Origin of the sequence: Nonlabens antarcticus (assembly GCF_015356755.1) — a bacterium.
GTDB classification, from domain to species: domain Bacteria; phylum Bacteroidota; class Bacteroidia; order Flavobacteriales; family Flavobacteriaceae; genus Nonlabens; species Nonlabens antarcticus.
Genome location: NZ_JADFCO010000058.1, coordinates 1 through 13501 on the forward strand (window position 1 = coordinate 1; position 13501 = coordinate 13501).

Genomic DNA, 13501 nt, shown 5'->3' on the forward strand with positions numbered 1-13501 from the left:
CTTACCTTTCCGAACAGAGAAGTTAAGCCCATTTGCGCAGATGGTACTGCTATTGGTGGGAGAGTATGTCGCCGCCTTCTTTAATGATCCCCCAACCTAACGGTTGGGGGATTTTTTTGTTTATGCCAGTTCCTAATCCGTAAACCGGAACCGTTGGAACGATCATTAGCTCTAAATTCAGCGCAGAGATGCATTGTCTTATTCGCTCTTTAGGTCCAAGTAGGTAACCGTATTCTCGATATGAATCGTCCGAGTTTTTTTCGTTCAATATATAACAATAATAGAATGGTACTTTCACCAATCAAAATATTGATTTGATTGTCTACTATATTCTCTTTCTTATATTTAATTGAACTTTCTATTTTCATTATTTTCATTATTTTATTTTTTGAGAATTTTCATAGATTATTATTTTGGACAATGACTTCTGATTAAATCTATTCTTTTTTTAATGTTTTCCTTATCCAGAGAAGTATGTTGTCACGTGCAATGTGTACTTCTCTATATTTTATATAGCATCCTGTAGTGACTTACCGGGCTTTTTCATTCTCGTAACTTAGCGGCATTTGCTTTACAAATCGTGAAGTTCAAACTCTTTCTCATCTTTCCATGTACAAACTCCACATACTTTCTAGATAGCTCTTGGACTATTGTTATCACAGTCTCCCTATTGCTTATTAATAGCATTAGGGACTGGTATTTTTTCCCAACATTAGCTCTATCTCAGTTTCTTCTATTCACTATTTTTCGTCAATTACCTTGAGAATTGAGTCTATCCGAAACCTGTAATCAATAAAAACCTTGTTGCTCTCATATTCCCGCTTCTATCTTCAATATTAGTGTGGCAGTTACCTTTAGAGTCAGCTACATTTTGAATGTTTTTGGTGATTTTTATTTTTCACCAAATATTTTAATTTATCAAGAGTTTGATTATACAGACTTTCCTCGGGTAGCCTCTTGGCTTTTCATTTAAGACCCTCCTTTCTCTTGATCAAATTAACTCTTGTTGACCTTCCTACGGTGATTTATCATTGGAATTAATAAATTCAGTCAGATTCACTTTTGGCATGCTTTCCAATATCGCGATTTGCGATCTGACTTCGAGGTTGCGTTTCACCCCACTACGCGACCTGCGGTGTTGCTGTCAATGTCTAGATCGGTAGTGATTGAATCTGGGGTAAATTGTTACATTATGGAAATTGCTCTCAAAATACTGTCGGTTAGCCCTTAGTATTTTACACTGGTATGTTGCGCCTATGAATTGAATTCACATGAGATAAGTTTCAAAGATTAATTGAACTTAGGAATTCTTTGTTTGCTTTATGGAATAACTTTTCCAATAGCGGTCAGTACATTGTTTGTTAGATAAACCTCAGAAATTACATATAACAAGGGAAGTACAAATACTCTAGTAGAATATTTTAAGGTGAAGATCAAATTCTTAGGGAAGTTAGTAGGTCTAACCCTTGATTAATCTCCAATACCATTTAAATCGGTCATATCTCTTTGATAATAAAACCTTGTTTCATCCTAACAATCGATACAGGTTATTAAAGGATTAAATTAATTATTTACATATTAACGAGTCTATCATCGTTGATTTTTTTTGATTCCTACTGTTTTCCTTTGAGATTGTTTAGTCCGTGCATCTTCTGTGGTGTGAGCATATGGTTTCATAGATGCGGTCTCAAGTTGTTACAGGTATCGATGGATTCCTTGATCAGTTTTTTTTGTATCAAGATCTCTTATGTTTCTCGCAATATCGAACTCTTGCCTGGGCATACCGATGATACGCTCTGCTATGGTGTGCTTTTAGGGGGCATATTTCTCGGTAATATTTGCCATGATGTGATTCATCTAATGGTTTTTGATAAACGTGAGAATCGTATAGTAGGCATATATCAAAGTGGTGTATGAGGGATTAGGTTCCTGTCCAACCTGTTTATCAGAGCCATCCACTGCAATAGTGTTTGATACATTATAGTTCAAGTTTTTTTTGAATATACATCGGTGAATAGTGCTGGATATGATGGGTTTGCTCTCATGCCGACATATGTCATGTAGCTTACCCAGACCTGTTCCGTTCTTACGATACCAATGGTACTGACTATGATTTTATGCTTGCTGAACCGGTAGTAGGAGTCAGTGTTAATATGATAGCTTTTTTTGTTCTTCAAATATATGGTTTGCTTTGAGTATTTTAAAAAGCTTGCCTCTACCGATCTTTATGGTGGAGAGTTTATCGCTTAGGCTGTAATACGGTTTTCTTGCACCCAGTTTTGGCAGGACACTGCGCAGAGCTCGTACTAGTGCTATGACCTATCTTAAGTTAGATTGCTTGCTTGTGCAATTCAGATTTAGTGGACTGGTAATATAGCTGTCTGTCAAGTCCGAGTCGGCAACAGGTAGAAACTATTGTTCCCCTTTGTTATTCTTTGAAGCGTTCAACAACTAGGGCGTGTAATTTATTTTTATAGGGATATCAACTTACTTCACGACCATATCAGCGAGCATATCGAAGATGATTACTTTTTTTCAGCTCTTTCAGCCAGATGCTCGGCACGAGCCTTTTGCTTTTCCAAGAGCTTGACTTTCGCCTCAAGCTAGATGATTTTCTGTTCTGGTGTTTTCCCTAAGGTCGTAACATTTAAGTTCTCCCAATCAAAGCTACCATATTTCCCCATCCATAGCGTTATTGTTGATCGGGCCTGAATACCTTATTTGAGATGGGCGCAAAGACAGTCTAATTTTTCGGTCTCAATTTCATTGACTACTTGGAGCTTGAAAGAAAGCGAATAACTTTTTTAGACTCTTTTCTCATAACCACTATTTACTGATGTTTTCAATAAACTTAAATTTCAGTGTATTGCTATTTCAGGAAGGGAGATCTCCTTAAATGAAAAAACCCGATGCGAGCTGCATCGGGTTATAATCTGTGGGCGCTAAGGGATTCGAACCCCTGACCCCTTGGGTGTAAACCAAGTGCTCTGAACCAACTGAGCTAAGCGCCCTTATTAAGGGATTGCAAATATACGTAGGTTTTGCAAATCTCCAAATTTATTTTATAAAATTTCAGCTACCACAAACGTACTTCCTGCAACTATAATTAAATCTTCTTTATGGGCACGCAATATAGCCTCATTTAACGCCAGTCGTACTGTTTTAAAACTCTCACTTTCTAAGCCTTGCTTCTTAAATGAATGCTTTAATTCGTTTACCTCTAATTTTCTAATAGAATCTGGCTCGCACAAATAGTAAAAGGCGGTTTTGGGCAATAGCGAAACTACTTTTAATGGAGACTTCCCTTTTACCATACCGAATACGATATGAAGATTATTAAACTCTTCCTTTTGAATTCTTGCAATTAAGGCACCAATTCCTGCAGGGTTATGTGCTACATCAATAATGACCCTCGGATTAGATTGTATAGTTTGATAACGACCGTTTAAACCAGTTTTCGCTTGAACGTTAGCTATGCCTTGATCTAGCGAATCATCATCAACCTTAAATTCATTATTGTCATTCAGAATTTTGGCGGCTAATCGCACTAAATTTTCATTTTGTGATTGCACGTTAACCGATGTGGACCCTGGTTCTAATCTGTTTTTGGAAAATCTAATGGAGCTATTTTTGCGTAAAGCAAATTGCTTAAACAGTTTACGTAACGATGGACGTCGCTCGTTGATGATCACAGGAATATTATTCTTAATAATTCCAGCTTTTTCGCCAGCAATCTTAACTAATGTATTTCCTAACAGGTCCACATGATCTTTATCGATCGAGGTAATAATAGATAAAACTGGAGTGATGATGTTTGTTGAATCAAGTCTCCCGCCTAATCCAGTTTCTATAATGGCTATGTCTACTTTATGATTTTTAAAAGCAAGAAAAGCCATTCCAACCGACATTTCAAAAAATGAAAGTTTGTGCGCTTCTAAATACGTTTTATGGTCTGCGACAAAGTCGGTTATTTCCTCTTTCGAGATCATTTCGCCGTTAATTCTTATGCGCTCTCTGAAGTCTTTTAAATGAGGAGAAGTGTATAAGCCTACGTTATAACCAGCAGTTTGTAAAACGCTAGCAAGCATGTGACATGTTGATCCTTTTCCATTAGTACCTGCAACATGAATTGTTTTGTAGGCAAAGTGAGGATGATTGAGGTAATTGTCCAGCTCGATAGAGTTGGTAAGGTCTTTTTTGTAGGCAGATTTACCTACGTTTTGATACATCGGCAGTTGATTGAAAAGCCACTCGATGGTTTCATTATAGGAACTAACCTTATTCACCTACTTTGAAAATAATTTCTATAAAACCTATCTGTACATCTCTAGCTTCTGATGCAGCACTAAATTTATAAGTCATGGCAGATTTACGAGCAGCGTCCAGAAGACAAGAGGCTCTGTTAGTTGTTCCCTTTTTTCCTGGAGTTGCTTTGATAACATTACCATTGCGATTAACCTGAATCTCAACGATTACTGTTCCTGTTTCTTGACAGTCTGGCTCGATCCCACGACCACCTATCTTACCACGCCCGCTAAGGCCATATCCCTTTCCACCGCGACCATTTCCTGGATCACCATAATAAGTATTTGCATAAGGATCCCCATTCAAATCACCTTTGTTCCCAGGACCATCTCCCGGACCTTCACCACGATTATTTTCACCTTGAGCTGGCTTGCTGCCAGTAACGCTATTCAAAGCATCTAGTACTGAATTGTCTGGTTTAGGGTCTGGTTTTTTAGCAGGTGTTTCCGCAGGTTTTTTAGTCGGTTTGTTTTCCTTAGGTGTGGGTTGCGCAGGAACAACTGGTGCAGCTTCATTTGTCTCTTGCGTTAATATATTTTCTGCAGTGCTGGCTTCTTGTTGGGTTTTTTCTTGAGAGCTTTCTGGCGTTACTCGGGTGGGAGTAGCTGGCTCGATAGGTCCAGATCCTACGGCTGTATTTCCAAAGTTTATAGCAATACCGCTTTCCTCAGGAGGATCAAGTACCGTAAACACGGTAACAAAAATAAAAAACAAGAGCAAAATTCCCATAATCGAAGCTGATATGGCAAATGACTTTCGTTTTTCTTTTGTATTAAGGAACCCCATTTTATTCTGGTTTTACAGCAAGTATTAACTTGAACTTATTTCTGTTAGCAATGTCCATTACCTTCACGGCACTATTCATGGCTGTCTCGCCATCTGCACGTAATATTATCGTAGGGTCCTCTTTATCCTTCATCAAAAGCTTCAATGCCTCTTCCATATCTTCTACGGCTACCTCATTTGCATTGACATAAAATGCTCCTTCTTTTGTTATACTGACCGATGCGTTTTGAACATTGGATGTTTTCCCGCTTGCCTGTGGTAAAATTAGATCTAGAGCTTCTGGTGTGATTGACGGCGATGTTAGTAGGAAAAAAACTAATAACAAGAACACGATATCGGTCATAGATGACATAGAGAACTCTGGACTGACCTTATTTCTTCCTCTCAAGTTCATATTATGTAGGTTCGTTTAAAAGATCTAGGAAGTCAACTGCATTAGCTTCCATCTGGTGCACCACCTTATCCGTTTTTACCACTAGGTGATTGTAACCTATATAAGCTATAATTCCTACTATGAGACCTGCAACGGTCGTTGTCATTGCGGTGTAAATCCCTTCCGCTAAGGTTCCCATTTCTGCCTGACCACCGCTAGTTGCAAGAGTATGAAATGCGAGAACCATTCCAATAACGGTTCCTAAGAAACCTATCATAGGGGCAGCTCCTGCAATCGTGGCTAGAACACTTACATTGCGCTCGAGCTTATAAACTTCAAGTTTACCCGCGTTTTCAATCGCACTATTGATATCTTCTAATGGTGATCCTATACGGCTGATACCTTTTTCAGTCAATCTGGCTACCGGTGAACCTTCCTTAGCACACAACATTTTAGCACTATCAATGCGTCCATTAGTTACATGATCCTTGATTTGCAGCATAAAATTACTGTCAATTTTAGAGCTCGCTTTTATTTTAAAAAGTCGTTCAAAATAGATGTACAATGCAACTGCCAGCAATACCAGCAATATCAAGATAATAATTGTTCCCGCTGTACCACCGCTCGCCACAAGATCGTATAGGGATAAGGTTTTTTCCTCAACGATGGGTTGTTGGGATTCCAGTTCTGATGTTAATTCTTGAATCATTAATATATTAGTTTGTTGCTTGGTTTCCTGTTATAACGCCGCTTTAGCGTTTATAGTGTTCAATAATTGCAATAAGATTTGAGGATATGTCGCTTTCGCGAAAGCGAACTTTTAACCTCACTACAAATGGTACATAACCATTGCAAGTCCTACCAGCGTTAGTACAATCGTGTAGGGTAATGCCATCTTGGCCATTTTACCATAAGAAAGATTAATTACGGGAGCTAGGGCAGATGTCAATAAAAACAGAAAAGCAGCCTGTCCATTAGGTGTTGCCACACTAGGTAGGTTTGTTCCCGTATTAATTGCTACAGCTAGACTTTCATAGGTTTCACGACTAATTTGACCAGCTTCAAAAGCTCTTGCGACTTCATTTATGTAAACGGTTGCCACAAATACATTATCAGAAATCATACTTAAAGCACCATTTGCAAGGTAGAATATCGCAGGCTGATCGCCAGGGTCTTGATTTAATGCCCATTCAATTATGGGAGTAAAGAGGTGTAAATCATGAATCATCGCTACAATAACAAAGAAAACAACTAAAAGTCCCGTAAAAGGAAGCGCCTCTTCAAAAGCCTTCCCTAAACTATGCTCGTCAGTGATACCCATAAATGAAGTCTGTATAACAATCAATGCTAGACCTATAAGTCCTACAGGAGCAATGTGCAGGGCTAGTGCTGCAATTAACAGAACTGCAGAAACACCTTGAACCATCAGGGCATATTTTTCCTTTTGAGTACGTTCTGCATCTTGTTTTACCATCCATCCTTCTATGATTTCACGAACTACAGGAGGCATAGTTTGACCAAAACCAAAAGTTTTAGTTGTTTCTAATGCTACCGTTGTTAAAAGGCCGGCGATAAGAACCGGTATTGTAATGGGAGCCATTATTAAGAAAAACTCCATAAAGTCCCAATTCATCTTACTACCTATTAAAAGGTTTTGTGGTTCTCCTACAATGGTACAAACTCCTCCCAAAGCGGTTCCTACCACACCATGCATCACTAAACTTCTCAAAAATGCGCGGAACTGTTCTAGGGTCTCACCACTTAATTGGGTTCTGTCCAATACATTATCGTTATCAAGATCTAGATTGCTGGAATGGATTTTATGGTAAACGTTATAAAACCCTAAGCCTACACTTATAAGTACTGCCGTAACCGTTAATGCATCTAAAAAGGCAGATAGCAGAGCACTCAAACCCACAAAGAATAAAGAGAGTACAACCTTACTTTTAATCTTAGTAAAAATCTTAGTGAAAATGAACATCAACAGCGGTTTCATAAAATAGATACCTGCCACCATAAACACCAGCAGTAATATCACCTCAAGATTTTGGGCAATCTCTGCATATACACCACCTAGAACATGGTTACCTAGAGCATCTGTAACTAACTCGTGGGTGTCATAATCAATCTTATACATGGGATGCGTCAAACCCAGACACAAGACTTGTAGGGCTAGTAGACCACCCGACTGCAGCGGATAACACTTCAATGCCATGGCAAGACAAAAAATGAATTCTGCTATGAAAATCCATCCCATAATTGTCCCGCTCAGGATAAAGTAAAAAATGGTATTGAAAACTAAAAACGAAATCATGGTTGCTTTGAACCAGACCGGGCTGTTACCTAAAAATGATTTGAACATTACGTGAGTTGTTTAAGAGCGATCTCAAAAGCAGTGCTGCTTATGTGGATTTTTGAACTGTTATTATTAAATGTATTTTGGATGGCATTACGTATGGTCATGCTCGTATCGTTGAAGATGGCCTCATCTGTCATCTGTACTTTGCGCTCCATGAAGTAAGCAAATACGCGAGCCATACCGCAGTTTGAAATGAAATCTGGTATCAGGCTTATTTTACTATCCGTGTACTCCATAATAGGGCCGAAGAAAATTTCCTTATCGGCAAAGGGTACGTTTGCTCCGCAAGAAATTACTTCTAATCCAGAGTCAATCATTTGATCAATTTGTTCCTTGCTTATCAATCTAGATGCGGCACATGGGGCAAATATCTCTGCTTTTAAGGAATAAATAGCTTGGTTAGCTTCCGCAAAAGGAATGAGATTGTCCGCTTGTAATTGATTGCCGTTTTTATTGAGGAAAAGTTGTTTTATTTCTTCAAAACTGAATCCCTCTTCGTTAATCATACCACCTGCACTATCGATAATTCCTACGATTTTAGCACCTGCTTGCGATAGATAAAAAGCAGCAGCGCTACCCACATTTCCAAATCCTTGTACTACCGCTCGCTTTCCTTCAATGCTGCCACCATAAATATCATAGAAGTGTCTTGCAGCCTCTGCAACACCATATCCTGTGATCATGTCTGCCACAGTATATTTACGGGACACGTCTGGGGAGAAGCTAGGGTTTTCAATAACTTTTATTACCCCTTGACGCAACTGACCTATGCGATTAATCTTATCTGCAACACTAGGGTTAAAGTGTCCTGTAAAAACACCTTCCTGTGGATGCCATACACCACTTTGCTCTGTGATAGGAATTACTTCATGAATTTCATCAACATTTAAGTCACCACCTGTTCCATAGTAACTTTTAAGTAATGGGGAAACCGCTTTAAACCATCGCTCAAGAACTCCTTTTTTTCTAGGATCCTGCGGGTCAAAATTGATTCCTGACTTTGCGCCACCTATAGCTGGACCAGAAACGGTGAATTTTATTTCCATCGTTTTTGCCAGTGAGAGAACTTCGTTTTGATCCAGTCCTTTTCTCATACGGGTACCACCACCTGCAGCGCCACCTCGCAAGCTATTGATTACTGTCCAACCTTCTGCGTCTGTTTCCAGGTCATTCCAATGGAAAACAATTTCTGGTTTTGCGTTTTCATAGCGTTTAAGAAGTTCTTTCATTACCGTTTTAGTGTTTCAACAAATATAAAAAAGTCAACGGCGATTTGAACCGTTTTTGAAATTTGTTATGGGGTATGAATTACACCGCTGCAATGATCACTGGACGCGCCTGTGACGCTGCTTAAACAGTTCACCTCATTACGCAATCGCAGTACGCCCAATAAAGCAAAAACAACTGCTTCTTTATATTCTATTATTTTAGATTCTGGGAGAGTGATGGTAAAATCGCCATTTTTACGAATCAAATCTATTAGGAAGCTATTATACGCACCGCCTCCTGTGATTAGTACACTTGATTTTTTTGATATGCTTCCAGCAATTTGCTTTGCTGCATGATCTGTGAAGGTGGCAATAGCATCCTCTGGTTTTTCAATCGGTTCAAGAATGGGCATTATGTTTTCTCGCACCCATTCTATACCCAGTGATTTGGGAGGTTGCAGTGTATAGAAGGGAAGTTTATTAAGCTGTTTTAATTGCTGGGGTTGTGGAGAGCCCGCTTTCGCGAAAGCGCCTTTGTCATCATATTCTGCACCCAACAAACTGGCGTAATGATTTAAAACGACATTTACAGCGCAGATATCATATGCTATTCGCCGATTGTTGTTCTCAAAACTCAGGTTTGCAAAACCACCTAAATTCAAGCAATAATCATAATCTGCAAATAACAATTTATCGCCTATGGGAACCAAAGGCGCTCCCTGACCGCCCATATTTACATCTTGAACTCTGAAATCACAAACGACTAGATGGTTCGTGAGTGTTGCAAGGTCTGGTAGGTTGCCTATTTGCAACGTGAAACCGTTGTGTGGTTGATGTAAAATGGTATGACCATGGGAGCAAATAGCCATTATTTTAGTCAACTTATTATCGGCTATAAAAGAGTTGCAGACGTCTCCCAAAAGTGCCGTATAATCCGCATCAAACTTTTTGAGTTGCTCTGGGTTTAGTGTGTCAGCTGTTTGCAAGCGCTGCTTCCAGGTAACAGTATAGTTGACACAACGATGTGCCAGAATTTCAAAATTCCAGTGCTTGCTTTTAGTCAATTTTACGTGGACGAGATCGATACCGTCCAATGATGTGCCAGACATGACACCTATAACGCTATATTGCTGATGGTTCATGGATGAAGTTATTGAAATTTATGTCAATAAATGGTAAATTTGCCGACAGAATAAAAAACAAAGATACAGATGGATTTTAGCCTTACCGAAGAGCATATCATGATTAGAGATGCAGCGAGGGATTTTGCAAGAACGGAATTGTTGCCGGGCGTGATAGAACGCGATACGCACCAGAGATTCCCAAAGGAACAAGTTAAGAAGATGGGAGAACTGGGTTTCCTAGGGATGATGGCAGATCCTAAGTACGGCGGTGGCGGTATGGATACGATTTCCTACGTGTTAGTAATGGAAGAACTTTCTAAAATTGATGCAAGTGCTTCTGTAATCGTGTCAGTTAACAACTCCTTGGTTTGTTGGGGGCTTGATACCTATGCTAATGAAGCTCAAAAAGAAAAGTATCTTACTAAATTAACTTCAGGAGAATCTATAGGTGCTTTCTGTCTTTCTGAGCCAGAAGCGGGTAGTGATGCAACATCGCAGCAAACCACAGCTATAGATAAAGGGGATCATTATATTCTCAACGGGACTAAAAACTGGATAACCAGTGGAAGTAGTGCTGATTTCTTCTTAGTTATTGCACAAACTCACAAAGAGAAAAAACACCACGGAATCAACGCATTTATTGTGGAGAAAACATGGGAAGGTTTTGAAATAGGAACCAAGGAAGATAAATTAGGAATACGCGGTAGTGATACTCATTCCCTTATTTTCAATGATGTTAAGGTTCCTAAGGAAAATAGAATAGGCGAGGACGGCTTCGGGTTCAAATTTGCCATGAAAACACTTTCTGGTGGACGCATAGGAATTGCTGCTCAAGCTCTGGGAATTGCTAGTGGTGCTTATGAACTTGCAAGAGATTACAGCAAGGTGCGCAAAGCATTTGGTACAGAAATATGTAACCATCAAGCTATCGCATTCAAACTTGCAGATATGCACACCAACATTACTGCTGCTAGACATTTAGTGATGAAAAGCGCCTGGGATAAAGACCAAGGGAACAGTTATGATATGAGTAGTGCGATGGCAAAATTATTTGCTTCTCAAGTTGCTATGGACACTACTGTTGAAGCGATACAAGTTCACGGTGGTAACGGATACGTAAAAGAATATCACGTAGAGCGATTAATGCGAGATGCTAAAATTACTCAGATCTATGAGGGAACCAGTGAGATTCAGAAAATTGTAATCTCTAGAGGTTTGCTGGCAGATTAAATCGAAATTTAGAAACGGTTCGTTATAGAAAAGAATCAATTCTATTCTGTTAAAAAAAAGGATACATAAAAAGCGGTTGTCTCAAGACAGCCGCTTTTTTATTTATCCATAGATTTACCACTTTTAATAAACGAGTAGAATATGAAGGTATTAGTCACTGGTGGTTTGGGTTTTATAGGATCTCATGTAGTGGTAGAATTACAAGAGCGTGGTCATGAGGTGGTGATCGTGGATGATTTGTCTAATAGTTCTATTAAAGTTCTGGATCAGATTGAATCGATCACTGGCGTTAAGCCACTTTTTGAAAAGCTTGATTTGAGAGTAAAAAAAGATGTTCAAGATTTTTTCTCAAAACATTCAGATCTAAATAATGTGATCCATTTTGCAGCTTTTAAAGCCGTGGGTGAAAGTGTCGAAAAACCACTTGACTATTATGAGAATAATCTGAATTCGCTAATTTATGTCCTCCAGAATCTTTTGAATAAAGAATCTAGATTCATATTTAGTTCCTCCTGCACCGTTTATGGTCAAGCAGATGAATTGCCTATCACAGAAAATGCATCGGTAAAACCGGCAGAATCTCCTTATGGGAATTCTAAAAAGGTAGGCGAGGAAATTATTCGGGATATATGTAAAGTAACGCCAGGACTTAATGCGATCGCCTTGCGATACTTTAATCCTATAGGATCTCACGCGACAGCAAAAATTGGTGAACTTCCTATAGGAGCACCACAAAACTTAGTTCCTTTTATTACACAGACAGCGATAGGATTGCGGGATCAATTATCAGTTTTTGGAGATGACTATCCTACGAAAGATGGAACGGCCATACGAGATTATATTCATGTGGTTGATCTTGCCAAAGCTCATGTGGTAGCGCTAGAACGTCTGGACGCTGGAAAGAATGAAACAAATCTAGAGACCTTCAACATAGGTACTGGAACAGGCTCTACCGTTATGGAGGTTATCGATACTTTTGAAGAAGTTTCTGGTAAATCATTGAATTACAAAATCGTTCCTAGACGCGCCGGTGATATTACCGCAGCTTATGCTCAAACTGATCGCGCTAATAATATCTTGGGTTGGAAAGCACAATCATCTTTAAAAGAAGCTCTGGAATCTGCCTGGAAATGGGAGCAATATGTGCGAAGTGACGTTTTTGGAAAGTAGGTAAAAGCAGTTGATCTTTAAAAATCTCATACTTAATTTAAAACTGTATTTCAACTCAATAACTTTGAGTACGGTCACAATGGCATAAAAAATTATAGACTAAGAGGTCAATGCTGGTAACAGCGGCCGTTAGAATTCTTGGTTTTGCGTTTACACCTAGAGCCAGCCTTCGTTTTTACAATACACTGAGCGGCAACAGCACTTTTACTCCTAGAAAACAATTTTGATTCCAACGATGATGGTGAAGTACCATTTTTATAACCCAAGGGCTTGCAATGTTTACAAGCTTCATATTTAAGTTTTCTAGCCTTCTCAAAATCAAGTTCACTTTTACTTTCTTTTAAATGAAAGCAGGTCTCTTTATGATATTTGGATCCGGTATTAGCAACGTAAACAGATTGTGCCGCTACTGTGATGGTAGCACCTAAAAACAGGAGTGTTGCTAGAACCGCATTGCGCACAGCTTATAGAATCGTTGCCACCTGTTCATTTACCCATTCTAAAAACCGCTCGTCGCTTTCATCAAATGCTTTTACGGTATTGCTGTCAATATCAATCTGTCCTATATTTTTACCGTTTTTGAATAAAGGAACAACAATCTCACTTTTCACATGAATGCTGCAGGCAATGTAATTATCCTGAGCTTTCACATCATCCACTACAAAGTTTTTGTTTGATACGGCAACCTGACCACAAATTCCTTTTCCAAATGGAATTACAATATGATCTGTAGGTTCGCCTGCTTGACACCATAAGTGCAAGGTAGGCTCAGATTCATGAGCCATGTAAAACCCCACCCAATTATAAGTTGGTAGATTTTCCTGAATCAAATTACAAAGAAACTGCATTTTATCGGCAGGTTTTTTATTTGATTCTGCTACTATCGCAGTAATTTTTGGTTTGAGAAGCTCTTTATTCATGGGTAATTTCTTTGGAGGACAAAATT

At 39.0% G+C, this 13501-nt stretch carries 10 protein-coding genes, 1 tRNA gene and 1 rRNA gene; 3 read left to right on the forward strand and 9 right to left on the reverse strand.

What is annotated here, in order from left to right; translation table 11 throughout:
* Positions 1 to 80 (forward strand): 5S ribosomal RNA (rrf, locus tag IQ282_RS15120); the annotation flags it as partial.
* A 2856-nt stretch (positions 81 to 2936) separates the two neighbouring features.
* On the opposite strand, the gene IQ282_RS01040 is transcribed toward rrf, so the two are convergent.
* The 8 genes from IQ282_RS01040 to IQ282_RS01075 form a co-directional block, all read right to left on the reverse strand.
* Positions 2937 to 3011 (reverse strand) — tRNA-Val (locus IQ282_RS01040).
* Positions 3012 to 3062: 51 nt separating this feature from the next.
* Positions 3063 to 4286: a bifunctional folylpolyglutamate synthase/dihydrofolate synthase gene (locus tag IQ282_RS01045; RefSeq protein WP_317174164.1), complete on the reverse strand. Its 1224-nt coding sequence runs from the start codon at positions 4284 to 4286 to the stop codon at positions 3063 to 3065.
* Complete coding sequence (locus tag IQ282_RS01050; protein ID WP_194850096.1) at positions 4279 to 5091, reverse strand: energy transducer TonB; 813 nt, start codon at positions 5089 to 5091, stop codon at positions 4279 to 4281. The genes IQ282_RS01045 and IQ282_RS01050 overlap by 8 nt, the downstream gene beginning before the upstream one ends.
* A 1-nt stretch (position 5092) precedes the next feature.
* Complete coding sequence (locus IQ282_RS01055) at positions 5093 to 5485, reverse strand: ExbD/TolR family protein (RefSeq protein WP_194850097.1); 393 nt, start codon at positions 5483 to 5485, stop codon at positions 5093 to 5095.
* A 1-nt stretch (position 5486) separates the two neighbouring features.
* Entirely contained in the window at positions 5487 to 6173 is a 687-nt protein-coding gene (locus IQ282_RS01060) for a MotA/TolQ/ExbB proton channel family protein (RefSeq protein WP_194850098.1), read from the reverse strand.
* Positions 6174 to 6293: 120 nt separating this feature from the next.
* Positions 6294 to 7826, reverse strand: coding sequence for a sodium/proton antiporter NhaB (nhaB, locus tag IQ282_RS01065; RefSeq protein ID WP_194850099.1), 1533 nt, complete (start codon positions 7824 to 7826; stop codon positions 6294 to 6296).
* Positions 7826 to 9052, reverse strand: coding sequence for a Glu/Leu/Phe/Val dehydrogenase (locus IQ282_RS01070; RefSeq protein ID WP_194850100.1), 1227 nt, complete (start codon positions 9050 to 9052; stop codon positions 7826 to 7828). The genes nhaB and IQ282_RS01070 overlap by 1 nt, the downstream gene beginning before the upstream one ends.
* Positions 9053 to 9117: 65 nt before the next feature.
* A complete protein-coding gene (locus tag IQ282_RS01075) occupies positions 9118 to 10173 on the reverse strand; it encodes an anhydro-N-acetylmuramic acid kinase (RefSeq protein WP_194850101.1) in 1056 nt (351 codons plus the stop codon).
* Positions 10174 to 10242: 69 nt separating this feature from the next.
* Here IQ282_RS01075 and IQ282_RS01080 point away from each other — a divergent pair, with 69 nt between their 5' ends.
* Positions 10243 to 11385: an acyl-CoA dehydrogenase gene (locus IQ282_RS01080; RefSeq protein ID WP_194850102.1), complete on the forward strand. Its 1143-nt coding sequence runs from the start codon at positions 10243 to 10245 to the stop codon at positions 11383 to 11385.
* Positions 11386 to 11526: 141 nt separating this feature from the next.
* Positions 11527 to 12555 carry a UDP-glucose 4-epimerase GalE gene (galE, locus tag IQ282_RS01085; RefSeq protein WP_194850103.1) on the forward strand — a complete coding sequence of 343 codons (1029 nt, stop codon included), beginning with the start codon at positions 11527 to 11529 and terminating at the stop codon, positions 12553 to 12555.
* A 464-nt stretch (positions 12556 to 13019) separates the two neighbouring features.
* Here the strand turns inward: galE and IQ282_RS01090 are convergent, their stop codons facing one another.
* Complete coding sequence (locus IQ282_RS01090; protein ID WP_194850104.1) at positions 13020 to 13475, reverse strand: GAF domain-containing protein; 456 nt, start codon at positions 13473 to 13475, stop codon at positions 13020 to 13022.
* Between the last annotated feature and the right edge of the window lie 26 nt (positions 13476 to 13501).

What these genes read in the sequence shown, in the direction of transcription:
- IQ282_RS01050 (WP_194850096.1), bottom strand. Translation starts at nt 5,091, where the DNA reads ATGGGGTTCCTTAATACAAAAGAAAAACGAAAGTCATTTGCCATATCA.
- IQ282_RS01090 (WP_194850104.1), bottom strand. Translation starts at nt 13,475, where the DNA reads ATGAATAAAGAGCTTCTCAAACCAAAAATTACTGCGATAGTAGCAGAA.
- galE (WP_194850103.1), top strand. Translation starts at nt 11,527, where the DNA reads ATGAAGGTATTAGTCACTGGTGGTTTGGGTTTTATAGGATCTCATGTA.
- IQ282_RS01055 (WP_194850097.1), bottom strand. Translation starts at nt 5,485, where the DNA reads ATGAACTTGAGAGGAAGAAATAAGGTCAGTCCAGAGTTCTCTATGTCA.
- IQ282_RS01060 (WP_194850098.1), bottom strand. Translation starts at nt 6,173, where the DNA reads ATGATTCAAGAATTAACATCAGAACTGGAATCCCAACAACCCATCGTT.
- IQ282_RS01070 (WP_194850100.1), bottom strand. Translation starts at nt 9,052, where the DNA reads ATGAAAGAACTTCTTAAACGCTATGAAAACGCAAAACCAGAAATTGTT.
- IQ282_RS01075 (WP_194850101.1), bottom strand. Translation starts at nt 10,173, where the DNA reads ATGAACCATCAGCAATATAGCGTTATAGGTGTCATGTCTGGCACATCA.
- nhaB (WP_194850099.1), bottom strand. Translation starts at nt 7,826, where the DNA reads ATGTTCAAATCATTTTTAGGTAACAGCCCGGTCTGGTTCAAAGCAACC.
- IQ282_RS01080 (WP_194850102.1), top strand. Translation starts at nt 10,243, where the DNA reads ATGGATTTTAGCCTTACCGAAGAGCATATCATGATTAGAGATGCAGCG.